This window comes from Catenulispora yoronensis, from assembly GCF_039531695.1.
Taxonomy (GTDB): domain Bacteria; phylum Actinomycetota; class Actinomycetes; order Streptomycetales; family Catenulisporaceae; genus Catenulispora; species Catenulispora yoronensis.
Genome location: NZ_BAAAQN010000011.1, coordinates 98,543 through 118,407, shown reverse-complemented (window position 1 = coordinate 118,407; position 19,865 = coordinate 98,543). Strand labels below are relative to the sequence as shown.

Below are 19,865 nucleotides of genomic sequence, written 5' to 3'. Positions count from 1 at the left end.
TCCGACGGTGGCGGTCAGCTGACGGTGATGTCGTCGTAGGCGGCGTTGCTGGGAGTGCCGCTGACGCCGTCATCGCGGGCTTCGAGCTGAAGGGTGTAGGAGTGGCCAGGGGTCAGCGGCGCGGAGGCGCTCCTCCAGCCCTTTCCGGTGTCGCACACCCGGTTCACGACCCGCGTGGTGGAGGAGGCGGTGTTGTCGACCAGGAACACCGTGGCGAAGCCGCTGCTGGTGTCGGTGCAGTTCACGTCGTACCAGAACGACAGAGTGCTGCTTCCCGACGGCGCCGTGAAGGTCTGCGACAGCTTCGAGGTGCCGCTGGTCTCACCGGTCGCGCCGACCAACGCGGCGAAGCCGCCGGAATGCACTGGCGAGGAGACCGCCGAGGCCGAGCCGGAGTTCACCGTCCATCCCGTCAGCGTTCCGGACTCGAACCCGCCGTTCACGATCGGACCGCCGCCGGTGACAGGAGTGACGGTCAGAGCGAACGAGGTGGTGTGCGTCGCCGAGGTGGCGGTGCCCGTGATGGTCACCGTGTAGTTCCCGGCCGGTGTCGACGCGGACGTGGCGATCGTCAGGGCACTGTTCGCCCCGGCAGTGACCGTCGCCGGACTGAACGACGCCGTCGCCCCACCGGGCAGACCCGAAGCCGACAACGCCACCGGCTCCGCCGACCCCGACACCACGGTCGTGGCGACGGTCCCGGTCACGGTTCCGCCCGCCGACACCGAGCCGGCGGTCGGGGCGACCGCGATCGAGAAGTCGTTGGTCGGCGTGCCGCTGGAGACTTGCAGCGTGTACGTGGTCGAGTGCGTCGCCGACGGCGCGGTACCGGTGATTGTGATCGGGTAGGTCCCGGCCGGCGTCGACGCGGAGGTGGCGATCGTCAGGATGCTGCTGTTCCCGGCGGTCACCGTGGCCGGGCTGAACGACGCCGTCGCCCCGCTCGGCAGGCCCGAGGCCGTCAGCGCCACCGGCTCCGCCGAGCCCGAGACGAGCGCGGTGGACACGGTCGTCGTGACCGCGGCGCCCGCCGACACCGCGCCGGACGGCGACGCCGTCGCGACCGAGAAGTCGTTGCTGCTGGTGGCGGTGCCGGCCACCACATCGGTCTTCGGCGTGTTCCATCCCGAGACGCTCACCACCGGAGTGGCGCCCTGGAGGTCGGCCGAATTGTAGGACGCGGTCAGCGTCTCGGACTCGCCCGGCCACAGGGTCACGTCGTTGTCGCCCCAGATCGAGGACTGGAGTTCGTTGTCCCCGGAGAGCTCCTGGCCGGACGCGGTGCCCCGCCGGATGTCGGCGCGCAGGAAGAAGCCGACGGTCTTGGTGGTGGAGTTGTTGGTCAGGGTGACCGTCACCTTCTTGTCCGCGCCGTTCGGGCCCGGCGCGTCGGTGGTGGCGGCGCTCACCGAGACCGCGGAGTTCTGCGGCAGGTTCCGCAGCGCGGTCAGGTTCGCGTAGGACGTCATCGCGGCCTGCGGGTTGCCGATGGTCGAGGACCAGTTCGGCACGTCGCCGGTGGTCGGCTGCCAGTAGACATTGCGGTCCACCAGCGTGCCGTTCTGCCGGACCAGCAGTTCGACGAAGAAGACGGTGCCGGAGGCGGTCGGGGTCTTGGGAGTCAGGACCTTGTTGACCACCTGCTGGGGAGCCAGGCCGGCGGCGGCCGAGGTCTGGTCGTCCAGCAACGCGCCGCTGGTGTCGTAGACCTTTGACTCGACCGTCACCCCGGACTGGTTCTGCCCGGTCAGGTTGTCCAGGGTGACCGTGTGGTCGTCAAGAGTGAAGAGGGCGTGCAGGGTCCGGTTGGCCTTCTGTGCTCCGAAGAACGCGCCGGCCTGGTCCCCGTCGTTGTTGTAGAGCGACCACAGCAGCGTCGGCCAGCCCTTGTTGACCTGCCAGTACACGGTGCCGGTCGACGGCTGCGAGCTGCTGTTCCAGTGGTCGATGAACGCTTCGAACTGCGCGCGGGTGTCCTCGTAGTTCTGGACCTGCGCCTCCTCGACGTACTGGTTCAGGCTGCCCGGGGCGCCGTAGCGGTTGGTGATGGCCTGGTCCAGGTTGTAGAGGGTGCCGAAGTGGTAGCCGCTGTGGCTCGTGCCCTCGTAGTTGGCGTGGTACTGGTTGGCGCCGGGGGTCTGCCACAGCGCGCTCTGGTCGGCGGCGGACATGAATCGGTTGATCGAGTCCAGCGTCGGCACCGTGTTGCCGGCGCTCTCCTCGGAGTCGTAGCCCCAGGAACCGCCCGCGTTGGTCTGGGTGGAGTCGCCGGAGGCGTAGTGCGACGTGTCGTACCAGTAGCTCGGCGGCACCCAGTCATAAGGGCCCTCCTTCTCCCCCGACGTCCCGAGCTTGGGGCTCGTGTTGTACTCGGCCGAGGAGATGAAGGGCACTGTGAAGTCGGACGCGGCGAACCCGGCCAGCGCCTGGGTCTCCTGCGCCGAGGACGGCGCGTTGTCGCTCCACTGGAAGCTGGTCACGCTGGGGTGGTTGCGCAGCACGGCGCCGACGGACTGCGCCGTGCTCTGGTAGACCGTCCCGGCCGAGCTCCCCTCCCAGAAGTCGCAGCACTGGTAGCCGGCGTTCACCAGGAGTCCGGCGGCGTCCATCTGCTGGTACCAGTCGTCGGGCATGAGGTGGCCCTCAAGCCGGATGGTGTTGATGCCCAGGGCCTTGAGCAGGCCGATCTGCTTGGCGGTGTCGGCCGCGCTGTAGCGCAGGAAGAGGTCCGGGTCCCAGCCGCCGCCGCGGACGTCGAAGGCGACGCCGTTGATCGAGAACTGACGCACCCCCTGCGGGGCCCCGGTCGAGGAGCCGACCAGGCGCGTGGTGGTGTTCCGGATGCCGAACTTCTCAGTGGCCGTGTTCAGGACCGTCGAGTTCTGCGAAACCGCGGTGGTCAGCGTGTACAGCGGCTGCGCGCCCATCTGGTACGGCCACCAGATCTGCGGGTGCGCGATGGTCAGCGCCGGGTTCCCGGCCGGGGCGAAGGACACGGTGCCGGTGCTGTTCGCGGCGACCGTCACGCTCTGGCTGACGGTGATCGGGCTGCCGCCGCCGGGCGGCGTCACGGTCGCGGTGACCGTTCCGGTCTGCGAGCTCGCCGTGGTGTTGACGACGTCGGCCTTGACCGTCAGGGCGCTGCTGGACAGGTCGGCCGCGGTGTTCTGGTTGACGTGGGCGTTGTCCACGACCAGTCCCCCGCCGGCCTCCAGCTGCACCGGGAACTGGATGCCGGTGTTGTTGTCCGGCGGGATCTGGCTCCAGTCCACGTTGTCCAGCGTCAGCATCTTGGTCGGGTCGTTCGGGTGCATCTCGATGGCCAGCGAGTTGGTTCCGGTCTTGAGCAGCGCGGTGAGGTCGTAGACGTTCCGGACGTATCCGCCGGTCACCGACGCGGCCACCTGCGTACCGTTCACCCACACGTCGGCGGTGCCGACAACGCCGTTCAGGACCAGCTTGGCCCCCTGGCCGGCCGGCGGCGCCGCGAAGTCGGTCCGGTACCACCACGGCACGCTGAACTGCGCGATGGTGTCCGGGCCGACCTTCGTCATCTGGCCGAAGCAGCTTTTCATGTTCGAGGAGACGAAGACGTTCGGGCAGGTGCCGTTCTGAAGCAGGGCATTGATCTCGGTGCCCGGCGCGCCGCCGTCGTCGTTCGCCACCGGCAGCCAGCCGGAGGTGCTGAAGCCGGGCGCGGAGATCTGCGCCCCGCTCTGGGTCGCGGTCGTGCTCGTCACGACTTTCCAGCCGCCCGCGGCGCCCAGCGTGGTCAGCGCCGTGGAGCCGCTTTGGGAGCCGGCCGACGACGCGTGGACGGACGCCGCGAGCGCGTCGGCCTGGACCGGCGCGACAGATGCCGGGACGCCCGACGCCGTCACGCTCTTGGTGGCGGTCGTGGCCCGCACCGGCCCCGCGGAGGCCGCGGCGACCGAGGCCAGCCCCAGAGCGGCGGTCGCGGCCAGCGCTCCCGCCGACGTGCGTATTCGTGTTCGCATGTCCCACCTACCGTTTCGATGAAGACGGGGATCCGGCCGGCGGACACCGGCCGGGGCCTCTCCTGCGCAGGGAGGGGGAGTTCAAGTTAGGAAGCTTTCCTAACTCGTGGTGGAGGCTAACTTCGGGGCCTGATGGCGTCAAGCTCTGACGGCAAGCTCTTTCTCAGCCAGCTGTTGATTAATATGCAGCTCAGGATACTTACGATGGCATGGCAAAGGGTCCGGCCGCCGCGCTCCGCAGTCGGCGACCGGACGTCTTGGGGATCTCAGCCGACGGTCAGCTCACGGTCACGTCGTCGTAGACGGCGTTCGTGGGGGTGCCGCTGACGCCGTCGTCACGGGACTCCAGTTCCACGGTGTAGGAGTGGCCCGCGGTCAGTGCGGCCGAGGCACTCTTCCAGCCCTGACCGGTGGTGCACACCCGGTTCAGGACTCGCGTGGTGGAGGAGGACGTGTTGTCCACCAGCAGCACCGTGGCGTACCCGCCGCTGCTGTCGGTGCAGCTCACGTTGTACCAGAGTGACAGGGTGCTGCTTCCGGAGGGCGCCGTGAACTTCTGCGACAGCTTGGACAGCCCATTGGTCTCAGCGCCGGCGCCCACCAAGGCGGCGAATCCACCGGCGTGCACCGGGGAGGACACCGCCGAAGCCGAACCGCTGTTCACGGTCCATCCCGTCAGGCTGCCGGACTCGAATCCGCCGTTGACGATCGCACCGCCGCCACCGCCGGGGCCGGTGACCGCCAAGCTGAACGTGGCGGTGTGGGTGGCCGACGGTGCCGTCGCGGTGATGGTCACCGGATACGTCCCCGACGCGGTCGACGCGGAGGTCGCGATCGTCAGGGTGCTGCCACCACCGGCCGTCACGCCGGCCGGGCTGAACGACGCCGTCGCCCCGCTCGGCAGGCCCGAGGCCGTCAGCGACACCGACTCCGCCGAACCCGACACCACGGCCGTCGACACCGTGGAGGACACCGACGAACCCGCGGTCACCGTGCCCGAGGCGGGCGCGTCGGACACCGAGAAGTTATTGGCCGGCGGCGGAGTGCTGGACGCGGCCGGGCTCCAGTAGTCCCCGGCCATCACGATCATGACCAGGGTCTTGATGGACTCGCCGAAGTAGCCGTCACCGTAGGGGTTGGTCTGGAGGTAGCTCCAGATGGTGTCGGTCCACGCCTGGTCGCCGGCCGCCATCGCGGACGGGCCGATCGCGTCGCCGGCCTCCTCCGCGAGATCGGTGGTGTTGTAGCCCGTGCAGTTCAGGTTCAGGTGCGGATAGACCTTGCCCGGGTTGGCGCCGGACACCTGCTTGGCGCAGTTCGACCACTTGGTGGCGTCACTGAGCTCGAAGCTCGCGGCGGTGCCGTTGAGCAGCGCGTCGGTTCCCATGTGCCAGGGGACGCGGATGGAGTTGTAGCCGACGATGTTGTCCGGCTGGTTCTCCTGGTAGTGCGCGGGCGCGGGCTGCGGTGTCGCGTTGGCGCCGACCACGAAGTCCGGGAGCAGACCGTAGGCCGAGGAGTAATTGCTCACCAGCGAGGAGTCGACGGCCTCGGTGCGGGTGATCACCTTGTTCCAGTCGTGCGCGGAGTCGTACGCCGCGAACGCCCGCAAGTGGTCGATCATCTGGTCCGAAGGACGGGTGTCAGTGTTCGGACCGTCGTCCTCGCACTTGAGGTGGCCGTCCGGCGCCACATTGTGGGCGTAGAAGTTGCTCAGCCAGTTCAGGGCGTCGGCCTGGTAGCCGCCCCACTGCTTGTCGGCCAGGATCAGACCGTAGCCGATGTCTAGGTCGCCGTCGGTCGCGCCGTCCGGAGCACCGGAGCTGTAGTACTTGCAGGTCTTGCCGTCCAGCTGCCACTGCATCATGCCGTACTGGTCCTCGTGGTCCTTGACCAGCTGCCACAGACCGTTGAACTCGGCCTGGGCATTGGCGTCGTACCCGGCCATCAACGGCACGATGTTCATCCCATAACCCTGACCCTCGGAGACCGGGCCGTTGTTGGTGGCGTCCTTGTCTCCCTTGGTCGAGACGTAGTACTCGTTGGTGGCGCAGCCGTGGACCAGATACGTGGCCTTCCAGGAGTCGTACTGCTTTTGGACTGCGGCGTCGCGGACCGCTTGCGACGCCGACGGCATCACACCGACCTTGTAGGTCTGGTGGGACGGGAAGGCGTGGGCGGGACCGGCGGCGTGTGCGGATTGCGAGGCGGTGGCGGTCATCAGGCCCAGAGTCAGGGTGCTGATGGTCGCACCCAGGCTCAGTGTGCGCCTAGTGCGGGGGGACACGGTGGTTCCTCTCTGTGGGGTGGATGGTGCCGGGTGGAGGCGGTCATCGTGACGGCGGCACAGCAGCCGCCGGACCGTCAGGACTCGAAGACGTCGTTCGCGGCGAGCAGCAGACCGCCGGTCTGCGAGGTGAGCGCGGCGACGGCGTCGGCGGACATGTCCGCGGGGGCGGCGGCGAGCACGGCCAAGAACTCGCGCAGGCCGCTCAGCGCGAGCGCGGGCTGCGCGATGTCGTAGCGGTGTCCGGCGTCGCTGATCAGCGCGACCAGCGCGGACCGGCTGCCGTGGCCGATCTGCCCGGCCGCGCCGAGCCGGTCGATGCTCTTGCGGACGGCGTCGAAGGCGTTGGTCTTGGTCGCCGCGAGTCCCGCGCGGACCTCGGCCAGGAAGTCCGCGACCTGCTGGTACGGCGGCGTCGGTTGGTTCTTGGGGGTGTCGGGGTCGGTCTTGGCCCACAGCCGCTCCAACGGCATCACGTCGCGGTACCCGGCCATCCGCAGCCCGGTGAACAGGCGGCGGTAGTCCATCAGCGCGCTGTCGGTCTCGCCGCCGGGCTTGCGTTTGACCTGGATGCTGCGGGAATACGGGACCACTTTGTCGATGTCGGAGTAGTAGTTGTAGGCGGCGCCGTCCCCGGTCTGGAAGGGGCGGAAGTAGCCGGTGTCGTCGATGATGGCGATGTTCGGGTCGCCGACCCATTGCAGGAGCTGGATGGTCTGGTCGGCGGTGGCGGTCATGTCGCCGTGGTTCTGGAGCAGGACCCTGACACCGCGCGTGGCGGCGTAGGCCGTCACCTGTTGCAGGGCCGGGACAATCCGCTGCTGCGCCACCGCGGCCCAGCCGCCGGCGGCGTCCAGGTCGGTCGGCACCACGCCGCTGAAGACCCGGATCGCCGGGGCACCCAGCACCGCCGCGATGTCGGTCCAGAACTGGACGCGCTGCACGTCCAGGGCCCGGCGGGCGGCGTTCGGGTCGGCGAAGTCGTTGAACGCGCCGGTGCCGGTGACACGCAGGTTCAGGTGCTCGCACTGCGCGCGCAGCCCCTTGGCGAACGCCACGATCTGGTCGGTGGGCAGCGTCGGCATGGTGTGGGTGTCGTAGCCGGGGATGTAGTAGGCGGTGATGTCGACGCCGTCGAAGCCCGCGGCCTTGGCCCAGTCGATGGCCGCCGCGGTGGTGAGCGGCGGGGCGCCGTTCGCCCGTCCGCGGAGCCAGGTGTCGATGTTCTGGTTGAAGCAGAACAGGCTCATGCTGACGAGGTAGTCGCCGTCGAAGTAGTGGTGCGGCACGGTGCCGGGGGCCTGGGCGGCGCGCGCCGCGGCCGGCGGGAGGCCGAGGGTCAGCGCGGCGGCGGAACCGCCGGCGAGCTTGAGGAGGGTGCGGCGTTCCAGGTTCATGCGGTCCTTGCTCATGCGGTCCTTGCTCATGGGGTCCCTCTCGGTCAGTGCACCTTCACGGGGAAGGCGACGGTCGTCTCGTTGAGCGCGTCACTGCGGACGGTGACGCGCAGCACCCAGGCGCCGGGAACGGCGATCGAGGCGGTGGCGCGGTAGCGGCCGGTGCCGACGTCGGTGAAGGTGACCGGCAGCGGGCCCAGGCGCTGGGCGTCGAGCTGGAGGGCGGCGCTGACCTCGGCCTCGCGGACCGGGGACCGCGCCGGGTCGACGATCGCGAGGTCGAAGGTGGCGAACCCGGTGCGGGCCGGATCGACGACCAGCTGCGCGGTGCCGGCACCATGCGGCCCGCCGGTGTCGAAGGCCGCGGTGGCATGGACCGGCGGTGCGTAGGCCGTGCGGCCGGGCTGGACCTCGACCAGCACGGCGGCCAGCGCGAGAACGCCCAGGCCGACACCGGTCTCGACGACGACGGTGTCGCGCAGGCTCGGCAGGGCGCGCCGAGCGAGGGCGCGGCGTGCGGTCGCGCCGAGGCAGAGCACGAGGGCGAAGCCGGCGGTTTTGCCGATGATCAGGCGGCCGTAGGCGGTGCCGATAAGTGCTGCCCAAGTGCCGACTCCGCGCCACGAGTCGTAGAGCCCTGATGCGAGGAGCACGATGATGCAAGCGAGCGCCAGGCGGGAGAAACGCTTCACGCCCGCTTCGAGGTCCGATCCGAATCCGGCGCCAGTACTCGAATCAAGTCCGCTGCCCGCTTCGAGGCCCGGTCCGGATTCGGGTTTGCTGGCGGACTCCTCATCCGCCCGGACCCGGGCCGCGCTGCTCCCCTCCCGCAGCGCCACCATCGCGAGAAAGGCGACACCGCCGAGCCAAATGGCTGTGGCCAGCAGGTGCAGTGCGCTGACGGGCACCGCTATCTCCACCTGCTCGCCGCTGCCTCCGTGGTCGGCGGCGACCCAGGTGACGCTCAGCGCGGTCGCCATGAGGCTGGCGAGTGTTCCGGTGGCCGGGCGATGGCGGCGTTGGAGCAGCAGGATCAGCACCGGCACGGCGGCGACCAGGAGGGCGAGCCGAACCAGCACCGCTGTTCCGAGCCGGGTGGCGAGCGTCTGGCTGAGCACCGGCCAGGACGTCGCCGTGCCGAGGCCGAGGCCGGCGCCGTACGGCCCTTGTGCCAGCAGGCAGCCGAGGGTTCCGGCGACGGTTGTCGCCCAGGCGGCGGTCAGCATGCGTCGGGTGCTTCGCAGTGCGCTGCCGGCCGGCCAGCACCAGGTGGCGAAGGTCGTGCCGCCGACCAGGGCGGCGTAGCCCGTGTACGCGGTCCAGCGGGCGATGCCGAACAGGACGCCGACCGTGCGGCTCCCGGTCGGTTGGCCGGCCGCGTCGGGTGACGTGACGGTGGTCGCGATGCCGATGCTGAAGGTGAAGCCGCCGGAGACCGGGTGCGAGTCGGACGAGACGACCCGCCATGCGACGGTGTAGGTCCCTCGCTCGCTTCGGTCGCCGAGGGTCACCGCGAGGTCCGAGCCGCGGCCGGCGGGGTGGAACGGTGAGCCGCTGTCCACGCGGTGGCCGTCCGGTGCGAGCACTCGCAGCGCTCCGGTTCCGGCTGTCACCGGTTGGTCGAAGGAGACCGCGACGGTCGCGGGCCCGGTGGTCAGGACGGTGCCGTCGCCCGGCGTCGTCGCCACCACGGAGGCGTGGGCCGAGGCCGGGGACGCCGCCCCGGTGAGGAGCAGCCCGGCCACCGCCGTGACGATCGCCACCCGGGCGGCGGCGGTCACGACCGTCACGACCGGCACGACCGGCCGCCGGGGCCGGTCTCCTCCCGCCGGGTGCGACGGGAGGAGACCAGCGATCCTCAGAAGGAGGTGTCGCGGTTGCACTTGACGCCGGCGTCCAGGCAGACCTTGGTCAGCTTGGCCATCTCGGCCGCGTCCCAGGCGTTGATGAAGTCGCCGTGCATTGTGTACGTCGGGCCCGAGGACAGCAGGAAGTTGGAGGTGCCCGGGTTCGGGTACTTCACCAGGATGCTGAGTTGCGGCACCGGCACCGGGAATCCGGCGGGGCAGGTGCCCTTGCCGTCGGAGTAGGCCACGTGCCCGGTGTGCGTGGGGCTGTCCAGCGAGGTCCCGTTCCAGCAGTCCGGGAAGTCGACCCGGACGTGCAGTTCCTCACCGGAGGCGCAGGTCGGCGCGGTCGGCGAGGTGGGGAACGACGTGGAGCAGCCCCAGTACACATTGGACTCCTGCGCCGCCGAGGTGGCGTGCGCGTTGCCGGTGATCAGCTTCAGCCCGAGCGGGAAGGGCTGGGTGTTGTTCTTCCCGTTGGACAGGTAGTAGACGGTGACGCTCGACGGCTGGATCGGCGTGCCGCCGACCGGCAGGCCGCCGCCGGGCGGGATCGTCGCGCCCTTGAGCAGCGAGGGCACCCAGTAGGCGGCGAAGTCGAGGTTGTTCACGCAGTTGGTCCCGGCGGCCTGGAGGCTGGCGACAGTCGAGTTGGCGTCAGTACTCGGGTTGCCGAGGAAGTCGTGGATGTGCGGCGAGGCGCCGGGCTGGTTCGGGTAGATGATCGCGTCGTTCTTGGCGGCGTGGCTGTAGAAGCACACGCTTTCGAACTTGCCCTGGTTGCTGCCCGCGGCCGGCACGGCGGCGGCGGGGTGCGTACCGCCGGCACTGGCGGTCTGCGCGGCCAGGGCGACGGTCACCGGGATCGCGAAGGCGGCGACGGCCGCCAGCAGGACCCGGATGCGTCGTGGGGTCATGGGAGGTACCTTCCATTCCGATTGTTCGGGTGATCTGGATCGGTACCGATTGATACCGATCTCGGGCCTGAGCGGGTCAGCCGACCGGGCCCGCCTTGGTCGCCGCGAGCGCCGTCCGCACCTGCGTCAGGAACTGCGAGACCTCGGTGTACGGCGGCGCGGGCTGGGTCTTGGGGTTGTCGGAGTCGGTCTTGGCCCAGAGGCGTTCGAGGTTGACGTAGCCCCGGTAGGGAGAGGCCCGGACGCTCGACAGGAGCTTGGCGAAGTCCATGGCCGGGCCGGCCGAGTCGGCGCCGGCCGGCTTCAGCTTCACCTGGATGTCCCCGGAGTACGGCAGCACCTTGGCGATGTCGCCGTACCAGTCGTAGTTGTCTCCGGTCGCGGCCTGGAACGGCCGGAAGTACCCGGTGTCGTCGAGCAGCACCAGGTTGGGGTTGCCGACCCACTGGAGGATCTGGATCGTCTGGTCGGCGGTGGCGGTCATGTCGCCGTGGTTCTGCAAGGCCACCTTCACGCCCTTGGTGGCCGCGTACGCCGCCACGTCCTGGAGCGCGGGCACGACCCGGGACTGGGCCACGCCGGCCCAGCCGCCGGCCGTGGCCAGGTCGGCCGGGACCACGCCGGAGAACACGCGGAACACCGGTGCGCCCATCTCGGCCGCCATGTCGATCCAGAAGTGCGCGCGCTGGACGTCCAGGGCCCGGGCGGCGCTGTCGGCCTGTGCGAAGTCGTTGCCGATGCCGGTGCCGGTGATCGGCAGGTTCTGGGCCGCCGCGGTGGCCTTGATCTGGTCCACGAAGGCCTTGATGGAGGCGGTGGACGCGGTGGGCATGGCCGTGCCCGAATACCCGGGCACGTAGTACATGGGAACGTCGACGCCTTCGAATCCGGCGCCGGCACCCCACTTGATCGCCGACAGCGTGTCCAGCGGCGGCGCGCCGCGCCGGTTGTCGACCCAGGCGATCAGGTTCACGTTGAAGCTGTAGAGGTTGAGGCTGACCTTGTAGTCGCCGGTGTAGTAGCCGCCGGGCCCCGAGCTGGAGCTCGAAGGCGAGGACGGGGACGACGGCGAGGACGACTTCGACGACGAGCGCGAACTGCTGCGCCGGGTCGCGGCCGGCACGGCGGATCCGTCCGGGTTCCGGGCCGCGCCGCCCGCGAACGCCGCCGCCGAGCCCGCGGCGATCACCGTCGCGGGCAGCGCGAGCGCGGCGCCGAGCAGCGCGCGTCTTCGTACCTCGTTCATGGACTGTCCTGCCTTTCGAGAGGGGGTGGGGGCTACTCGGCGTGGCTTTCGGCGCCGAGGAGTTCGCGGATGCGGCCGGCGGCGGCGGTGAACTGCGGCTGGGTCATGGTGGCGGCGTAGTCCCGCTCGGCCGGCAGGTGCACGGTGATCTCGGCGGCCACGGTGCCGGGCCGCGCGGTCATCACCGCGACGCGGTTGGAGAGGTAGACGGCCTCGGCGATGGAGTGCGTGACCAGCAGGACCGTGGTGCCGGTCTGCTTCCACACCCGGTGCAGTTCGACGTTCATCTGCTCGCGGGTCAGGGCGTCCAGGGCGCCGAACGGCTCGTCCATGAGCAGGACCGAGGGATTGTGCAGCAGGGCCCGGCACAGGGCGACCCGCTGCTGCATGCCGCCGGAGAGCTCGTGCGGCAGCGCGTCCTGGAAGCCGGCGAGGCCGACCATCTCGATCAGCTCGTCGGCGCGGCGCGCGGCCCGGGCCGAGTCCATGCGGCGCATCTCGGCCTGGAGCAGGATGTTGCCCCGCGCGGTGCGCCATTCGAGCAGCGCCGCACGCTGGAAGACGTAGCCGATGTCGCTGCGCGGCCCGACCACGCGCTGGCGGCGCAGGACGACCCGGCCGTCCGTCGGCAGCAGCAGCCCGGCGAGGAGCTTGAGCAGGGTGGACTTGCCGCAGCCGGAGGGGCCGACGATGGACACGAACTCGCCGTGCTCGACCTCCAGGCCGACGTTACGCAGGGCCAGGACATCGCGCTTCTTGCTGGAGAAGCGCACGGAGACGTCGTGGAACTCGGCGACGATGCCGGCGCGGCCGAGGGGTTCGGCGTCGGCCGGCGAGCCGCTCGCGGCCGGGGTGCGGTGGGCTGACACGCTCATGCCTTCAGCGCCACGGACTCGGCCCAGTAGTCGCCGATCTTCCCGGAGCCGCCGATCAGCCCGGCGCCGGAGACCACGGATATGGTCGCCTGCCAGTCGGCCTCGGTGTCGGCACCGGGGGCCTTGCCCGTGGTGGCCGCGGTGTGCAGCAGGCCCAGGGTGGTGGCGAACTGGGCCTTCAGCACGGTCGCGGAGGGCAGTTGCTGGGAGGAGCCGGCCATCGCGGCCACGGCCGCGTCCGGGTCGGCCGCCGCGGCGGTGAACGACTCGCTGGTGGCCTTGACCATCCGGGTCGCCAGGTCGGTCTTGGCCACGGTGCCGTCCGAGGCGATGAGGCCGTCGCTGTAGTAGGTCAGCCCGTAGTCGGAGAACTTCATCGCGGTGGTCGGCCGGCCGGTCTTGTCGGCGATGGTCGGGCCCTGGTCGTTGGCGTTGCCCAGCAGCGCGTCGGCCTGGCCGGAGATGACGGCGGCGAGCTTGCCGGCGGCGTCGGTGTTCTGGACCGACACGTCCGAGAGCTGCATGCCGTTCTTCTGGAGGAACACCGGGAACGTCTTGGACAGCGCGTCGCCGGCCGTTCCGGCGACCTTCTTGCCCTTCAGGTCCGCCGGGCCGGTGATGCCCTTGTCGGAGAAGAACTGCACCGAGGCCGGCGTGGTCTGGAGGAACACCCCCAGGCTCTTGACCGGCACGCCCTTGCCGACCGCCTGCATCAGGGCCGGGGTGTCGGCCCAGCCGAAGTCGCTCTGCCCGGCGCCGACCGCCTGCACGGTCTTGCCCGAGCCCTGGCCGGCCTGGATCGTCAGGTCGATGCCGTACTTGCGGTAGACGCCCGTCTTGAGGCCGTAGTACAGGGCGGCGTGCTCGCCGTACGGGTACCAGTTCAACGTGAGCGTGACCTTGTCCAGGTGCGCCGGGGACCCGGAGGTGCCGGCCGGGCCGGCGCCGTGGCCGCCGGAGCCGGAGCCGCAGCCGGCGGCGAGCAGGATCGAGGCCAGTGCCAAGGCGGCGAGGGTGGTGCGCAGTTTCACAGAAGTGCCCTTCCAGAGAATGAGTAGGGACTAGAGCGTGGTGGCCGCGGCGCCCCGGCCACGGCGGCTGGCGTGCCAGGGCAGGGCCCAGCGCTCGGCGAGTTCGACGGCGGCGAACAGCACCACCCCGATGGCGGTGAGCACCAGCAGCCCGGCGAACAGCGTGGGGGTGTCGAGGTTGCCGTTGGCCTGGAGGATCACGAATCCCAGGCCCTCGTTCGCGCCGACGAACTCGCCGACCAGCGCGCCGGTGACGGCCAGCGTCACGGCCACCTTCAGCCCGGAGAACAGATACGGCAGCGACCCCGGGAACCGGATCTTGGCGAAGGTCTTCCAGGTGTCCGCGCCCATGGTCGCGGCCAGGTCCAGGATCTCCGGGTCGACCGACTTCAGACCGGTGACCGCGGAGATCACCACCGGGAAGAAGGCGATCAGCACCGCGATGAGGATCTTCGGCGTCAGGCCGAAGCCGAGCCAGACCACGAACAGCGGCGCGACCGCGATCTTCGGCACCACCTGCGCGAACAGCAGCAGCGGGTAGAGGGCCGCCTCCACGTTCCGCGAGTACACCATCAGAACCGCGGCGGCCACGCCGACCACCACCGCCACCGCGAAGCCGATCAGCGTCTCGTACAGCGTGACCCAGGCGTTGTGCGACAGGTACGGCCACTGCCGGGTCAGCACCTCGGCGGTGGCGGCCGGCGAGGGCACCAGGTACGCCTTGACCAAATGGGCTGCGGAAATCAGCCACCAGATCCCCAGGCAGCCGACGAGCAAAGCCGCCGGACGCCATATCTGAAATACCGCAGAGGCGGCATTTGAACGCCATGAAGAAGATCGGGTCACGGGTTCACTCCTCACTTCTTCATTGGTTCTGAGCTGGGCAAGCTTCATCGATCTCCGTCCTGGAAAACTTCGGTGAATGATCCTGGTAAATGTTCCGTACACGTTTCGGGATAGCGCTTTCCCGGATCGTAGGTCTGTGTTTCAATCAGGTCAAGCAAATCGCTTCTCTAAGTTCGGAGACTGGAATGTCCATCGCAGAGCTCGTGGTCGACCGGGTGCAGACCTTCGCCGTCGCGCTGCCGACGCTTCGCTCCTTCGGGGTGGCCGGCGGCACCGTCACCGAGGCCGGCCGCCCGAGCATCAGGGTCCTGGTGAAGGTGTCGGCGGACGGCGTGCACGGCTGGGGCGAGGCCACGCCGATCCCGGCCTGGACCTACGAGACCGCCGAGTCGATCGTCACCACCGTCGACCGCTACCTGGCCCCGGCCCTGCTCGGCCGCCCGGCCTGGGACCTGGACGGGGTCACCACCGCCTTCGACCGCGCGATCAACCGCGGGTTCTCCATCGGCGCGCCGCTGGCCAAGTGCGCGGTCGACGTCGCCCTGCACGACCTGCTGGGCCGGGCCCTGGGCGTGCCGGTCGGCGTGCTGTGGGGCCGGCGCCGCGCCGAGCGGATCCAGCTGGGCTGGGTGGTCTCCGGGCCGGGGCCGGAGGCGGTCGCGGACTCCGTCGCCGAGGGCGCCGGGCTCGGGTACCGGGCGTTCAAGGTCAAGATCGGCCTGCACGGCGACGCCGAGGACCTGGCGATCGTGGCGGCGGTGCGGAACGCGGCACCCGACGCGCCGCTGTGGGTGGACGCCAACCAGGCCTACACCGTCGACCGGGCCCTGGCCCTGGCCCGGGCGCTGACCGAGTACGGCGTGACCGCCTTCGAACAGCCGCTGCCCGCCAACGACGTGGCCGGTCTGCGCCGGCTGCGGCAGGTGAGCCCGATCCCGGTGGCCCTGGACGAGAGCCTGCGCCATCCGACCGACCTGGCGACCTTCGTGAAGCTGGACGCCGTCGACGTCGCCATCGCGAAGGTCCAGCGCAGCGGCGGCCTGACGCTGTCCCGGCGGCTGTGCGAGCTGGCGCAGGACAGCGGGGTGCGGCTCATGGGATCCGGGCTCACCGACTCCGACGTGGGTCTGGCCGCTTCCCTGCATCTGTTCTCCGCCTTCGGGGTCACCGGTCCGGTCGATCTGAACGGCCGGCAGTTCGTGGCCTCGCCCTACGCCCCGACCACCGTGCGGGTGGAGGACGGCTGGGCGGACGTGCCGGCCGGACCGGGTCTGGGCGTCGAGGTCGACGAGGCGGCCGTCCGCGACCTCGCGGTCGACGTGCTCGCGGTCCGGCACTCGTGACCCGGTCCTGGTGACGCGGTCCGGGGAAAGGGACGATGATGCGCGCGTCGCTGTTACACCTCCCGCCGGACACCCGGTCCCGGGAGATCCCGGACCGCAGGCCGACTCGGGGAGGAGCCGACTCGGTGGACGAAGCAGAGCTGTGCCGGGCCCTGCGCCGCGCGCAGGCCGGCGAGGAGGCGGGCTTCACCCAGCTGTGGCACCTGCTGCAACCGCTGCTGCTGCGCTACCTGCGGGTCCTGATCCCGCAGGCGGCGGAGGACATCGCCTCGGAGACCTGGCTGAAGGCGGCCCGCGAGCTGCGCGGCTTCCGCGGCGACGGCACGGCGTTCCGGGTGTGGCTGTTCCGGGTCGCCCGCAACCGCGCGGTCGACGAGCTGCGCCGCGAGGGCCGTCACCGCGAGTCCCCGGCGGCGCCGGTGGACCTCGCGGAGTTCGCCGACGACCGGGTGGCCGCCGGCGACACCGCCGCCAGCGCGTTGGAGCGGCTCGCCACCGACGACGCGCTGAGCCTGGTCGCCGCGCTGCCGAAGGACCAGGCCGAGGCGGTGCTGCTGCGCGTCATGGTCGGCCTGGACGTCGCGCGGACCGCCGAGGTGCTGGGCAAGCGCGCCGGCGCGGTGCGGATCAACGCCATGCGGGGATTGCGGCGGCTGGCGCAGGTGATCGGGGAGAATGACGACGGCCGTGGCGGCGACGGTGACGGCGGTGACGGCGGTGACCCGGGCGGGGGCGGGGGCGGCAGTGGGGGCGGCGGTGGCCGGTCCGGCGCCGTGCGGAAGGGGGCCACGTCATGAGCCGGATGAGCCGGGAGAGCCGAACGGGCCGCGGAACCGAGGAGCGAGTGTGGGTGCGAGTGCGGAACAAGGGGCATGACGATCCGACGAGCAAGGCCTTCGAGAAGGCGCTGCGCGCTCCCGGTCACCCCGAGGAGCTCGCGGGGCTGGAACCGGCCCTGGACGCGTTCCGATCCGCGGTGTCCGAGCCGGTATCCGATCCGGCATCCGGTCCGGTATCCGATCCGGCGTCGCAGCACCCGGACGCTCTCGGCCCCCACGGCCGCTCCCCCTCCGGCTCCCGTTCCGCACACCGGCGCGGCCTTCCCCGCTGGCGCAAACCAGTCCTGGCCGCCACGGTGAGCGCCTCCCTGCTCGTCGTCGCGACCACGACCGTCGCCGAGACCGGCGCCCTGCCGGGCCCGGTCCAGCAGATGGCGCACACCGTGCTCGGCGGCATCGGCGTTCCGCAGCACGGCCAGCGGCACCGGGACGGCAGCAGCACGGTGAGCGTCGGTGGGCCGGGAGCCCCTACGCCCCCGCCCACCGACCGGCCGACGGGCATGCCGCCCGTCGGCTCCTCGTCCGCGGTGTCGCTGCCGGGCCCGCCCCCGAGCCCGGGCGCGACCGGGACGCTCATGTCCGACCTGGCCCTGTGCAAGGTGATCCTTGTCGACCAGAAAGGCCTGCACAGCAAGACCATCGATCCGGCGGCGCGGGACCAGCTCACGGCGGTGGCCGGCGGTGAGGACCGCATCATCGCCTACTGCGAAACGCTGCTCATCGCCGCCGGGGTCGACTATCCGCCGCCGCCGTCGTCGTCGGCCGCTTCGGAGCATCACCCCTCCCCCGCGCCGCCCCGCAGCCGGTCGTCGAGCCGGTAGCGGTCAGGGGCCCGGCCCGACCCGGTGGTCAGGACGGGACGGGCCCCAGCGATGGTCGGCCGAACGGATCGGCGGACCAGGTCGGCGGAACAGGTCAGCCGACCTTGCCCCGGAGCACCGTGATCGAGAACGGCGGGAAGGTGTAGCTGGTGGCCGCCGCCCCCGTGGTGTGGGCCGGACCGGTGTTCGGGGAGGCACTGCCCACCCCGCTGGAGACGTGCCACGCGTACTGGCTCGCGCCCCAGGTGTAGCTGTCGACCGTCCCGGTGAAGTTCGAGCCCTGAATGCTGACCGGCTTCTTGTAGGTCGCGGTCTTGCTCTTGTTGATCACCATCAGGGCCCACTGCCCGTCGGGACGGTGCACGGCGTAGGCGGTCAGCAGCTGCTGGCCGTTGGAGTTCACCGTGGCCGGGACCGAGACCGGATACAGCTGCTGGGCGGCGTTGACCGGCTGGAGCCAGGTGTTCCCCAGCAGGGAGCTGGCCCAGTACTGCGACGTGGTCCCGTTGTACTGCCCGTGCGAGTCGGCGGTGAACAGGTTGGAGGCGATGCCGTCGAACAGGTGCTGCGGCAGCGCCTGGTAGTTGAAGTCGGCGGCCAGGCCGCCGGTGAACATCGAGCCGAGGAAGTCCGCCTGCCACAGGCCGCCCTGAAGCGTGTCGTCGTAGGCCGACTGCTCGGTGACCATCAACGGAATGCCCGCGGGGATGGTGCTGCGCAGCTCGGCCAGCACGGCGGCGCTGCGCTTCGGCTCGTTCAGCAGCAGGTTGTAGGCGTCCGTGGAGTTGTTGACGTCGAAGACCGGGTACTGCTCGAAGGAGTAGAAGCCCAGGTCGCCGAGGTGTCCGTAGGCCTTGAGCGCGCGGATGAACCGGGTGCCGAAGTCGACGTCGCTCTGGGCGGCGTCGTTCCAGCTCGACGCCGTCGAGTCCTGGAGGGCCGGGCCGCCCAGCACCAGGGTCGGGTCGAAGGCGTGGAGAGCCGTGGCCCACTGCGACCACAGCGCGGCGTAGTCCTCAGGGGTCGTGTACTGGCCGTCGGCCTCCTCCCCGATCTCCACCGACGAGATCTTGCGGCCCTTCGACTCCAGGTAGCGCACCAGCGCGACGGCGTTCTCCGGCGTGCTGTACAGCACCGGGACCGGCACCATCATCGGAAGGTTCTGGTTCGCACCGCTGTCGTAGACGGCGTCCAGGCCCGGCTGATCGAACTGCCGGACCGAGGAGGCGTCCTCGGCGGGGTCGTTCGACGAGGTGTAGGTCGTCGACTGCTTGGTCTCGTTGCCGTGCTTGACCGCGTCGGTGAACGTCCCGCCGCTGGTGTTGCCGGCGTAGAGCTCGTCGATCGCGAAGCCCAGGCAGTTGCGGGGATCGGCGCTGTCACCGCCGGCGCAGGTCCCGCTGGAGGTGTTCATCAGGACCCGGATGAACTCCGCCTTCTGCGGGGTCACGCTGATGGTCGCCAGGCCGCCGTGGCCGGCGGTGACCGAACCGCCGGTCAACGTCTGCCAGTGTCCTTGGTCCGGCGTGTCGAACGGGTTCGGGTCGCTGGCGGCCGAGGAGTCCGCGTGCCAGAACTGGACCTGGTAGGAGACCGCGTACGGATCGGCCCACTTGATCTTCACCGTGTTGACCGTGGTGCTGGCGCCCAGGTCCACCACCGCCCACGTGGGATGGGCCGAATTGGGCTGGCCGGTATAGGTCTGGTCCAGATACGGATTGCTTTTCCAATAGCTGGAGGTGCTGCCGTCGTCCAGGCGGGAGATATAAGCGTTCTCCCCGCCGGGCAGCGAGCTGCCGCCGTGGGCAATGTCGTATCCGTAGGATTCCTTGACCGGATTGCCGTCCGGGGCACTGGTCCAGTAGCCGGTCGTGCCCTCGCTCAGGCTGCCGGTGTTGCCCCAGTGCCAGGTCTCCTCCCGCAGCTCGGTGACCAGCCGGTAGGACAGCGGACGCAGGCCGCTGGTGGCCAGGTGCGAGATGTTGGAGGCGCTGAACGCCTCGTCCGGCGTGAACAGGTCGGCGTCGAAGCCCGGCTTCGGACGGGTGCCCGGGTCGTTGCCGCTGGGGTCGGTGACGCCGTTGGCCAGGGAATGGGTCATGCCCTGCACCGCGTCGAAGGAGTCGATCGTGGTGCCGAGCCCCTGGAAGGGGTTGAAACTCACGGCGTTCGCCGAGCCGACCGTCAGCGCGCCGCTGGTATCAGCACTCGCCGACGGGCTCACGCTGACCACCGCCGTGACCAGGACGCTGACAACGCCGGTCGCGACGGCGGCATAGCGGGTCAGTTTTCGTATACGGGGCATGCGCCTTCCTTTTCTGGGCAGGGCGCGGCCGCGGTCGAGATTCCGGAAGGGAGCACCGGGAGGTGAGGGGCCGCGCTGGAGAGGGGACCGGCTCCCGGGGTACGGCGCCGGCG

The 19,865-nt window shown here is 70.4% G+C and carries 13 protein-coding genes; 3 read left to right on the top strand and 10 right to left on the bottom strand.

What is annotated here, in order from left to right; genetic code table 11:
* Positions 1–14 precede the first annotated feature (14 nt).
* From ABD481_RS12185 to ABD481_RS12145, 9 genes are all read right to left on the bottom strand, one after another.
* On the bottom strand, positions 15–3,998 hold the full coding sequence (locus ABD481_RS12185; RefSeq protein WP_344665705.1) for a glycosyl hydrolase 2 galactose-binding domain-containing protein: 3,984 nt from the start codon (positions 3,996–3,998) through the stop codon (positions 15–17).
* A 277-nt stretch (positions 3,999–4,275) separates the two neighbouring features.
* On the bottom strand, positions 4,276–6,285 hold the full coding sequence (locus ABD481_RS12180; protein WP_344665704.1) for a glycosyl hydrolase family 8: 2,010 nt from the start codon (positions 6,283–6,285) through the stop codon (positions 4,276–4,278).
* A 77-nt stretch (positions 6,286–6,362) separates the two neighbouring features.
* Positions 6,363–7,712 carry a sugar phosphate isomerase/epimerase family protein gene (locus ABD481_RS12175; protein WP_344665703.1) on the bottom strand — a complete coding sequence of 450 codons (1,350 nt, stop codon included), beginning with the start codon at positions 7,710–7,712 and terminating at the stop codon, positions 6,363–6,365.
* Positions 7,713–7,726: 14 nt separating this feature from the next.
* On the bottom strand, positions 7,727–9,472 hold the full coding sequence (locus ABD481_RS12170) for a copper resistance CopC/CopD family protein (RefSeq protein WP_344665702.1): 1,746 nt from the start codon (positions 9,470–9,472) through the stop codon (positions 7,727–7,729).
* A gap of 68 nt (positions 9,473–9,540) precedes the next feature.
* Entirely contained in the window at positions 9,541–10,446 is a 906-nt protein-coding gene (locus ABD481_RS12165; RefSeq protein ID WP_344665701.1) for a DUF1996 domain-containing protein, read from the bottom strand.
* A gap of 76 nt (positions 10,447–10,522) precedes the next feature.
* The gene (locus ABD481_RS12160; RefSeq protein ID WP_344665700.1) at positions 10,523–11,692 is read right to left on the bottom strand and encodes a sugar phosphate isomerase/epimerase family protein; all 1,170 of its coding nucleotides are present in this window, start codon (positions 11,690–11,692) and stop codon (positions 10,523–10,525) included.
* A 32-nt stretch (positions 11,693–11,724) separates the two neighbouring features.
* The gene (locus tag ABD481_RS12155; protein WP_344665699.1) at positions 11,725–12,567 is read right to left on the bottom strand and encodes an ABC transporter ATP-binding protein; all 843 of its coding nucleotides are present in this window, start codon (positions 12,565–12,567) and stop codon (positions 11,725–11,727) included.
* Positions 12,564–13,598, bottom strand: a complete 1,035-nt coding sequence (locus ABD481_RS12150) for an ABC transporter substrate-binding protein (RefSeq protein ID WP_344665698.1) — start codon at positions 13,596–13,598, stop codon at positions 12,564–12,566. The genes ABD481_RS12155 and ABD481_RS12150 overlap by 4 nt, the downstream gene beginning before the upstream one ends.
* Positions 13,599–13,628: 30 nt before the next feature.
* Positions 13,629–14,492, bottom strand: coding sequence for an ABC transporter permease (locus tag ABD481_RS12145; RefSeq protein WP_344665697.1), 864 nt, complete (start codon positions 14,490–14,492; stop codon positions 13,629–13,631).
* A gap of 137 nt (positions 14,493–14,629) precedes the next feature.
* Here ABD481_RS12145 and ABD481_RS12140 point away from each other — a divergent pair, with 137 nt between their 5' ends.
* The 3 genes from ABD481_RS12140 (at position 14,630) to ABD481_RS12130 (ending at position 17,447) form a co-directional block, all read left to right on the top strand.
* A complete protein-coding gene (locus tag ABD481_RS12140; protein ID WP_344665696.1) occupies positions 14,630–15,787 on the top strand; it encodes a mandelate racemase/muconate lactonizing enzyme family protein in 1,158 nt (385 codons plus the stop codon).
* A gap of 125 nt (positions 15,788–15,912) precedes the next feature.
* Positions 15,913–16,584, top strand: coding sequence for an RNA polymerase sigma factor (locus tag ABD481_RS12135; RefSeq protein ID WP_344665695.1), 672 nt, complete (start codon positions 15,913–15,915; stop codon positions 16,582–16,584).
* A gap of 53 nt (positions 16,585–16,637) precedes the next feature.
* Entirely contained in the window at positions 16,638–17,447 is an 810-nt protein-coding gene (locus tag ABD481_RS12130) for a hypothetical protein (RefSeq protein ID WP_344665694.1), read from the top strand.
* 94 nt (positions 17,448–17,541) lie between these two features.
* On the opposite strand, the gene ABD481_RS12125 is transcribed toward ABD481_RS12130, so the two are convergent.
* Entirely contained in the window at positions 17,542–19,752 is a 2,211-nt protein-coding gene (locus tag ABD481_RS12125) for a discoidin domain-containing protein (protein WP_344665693.1), read from the bottom strand.
* Between the last annotated feature and the right edge of the window lie 113 nt (positions 19,753–19,865).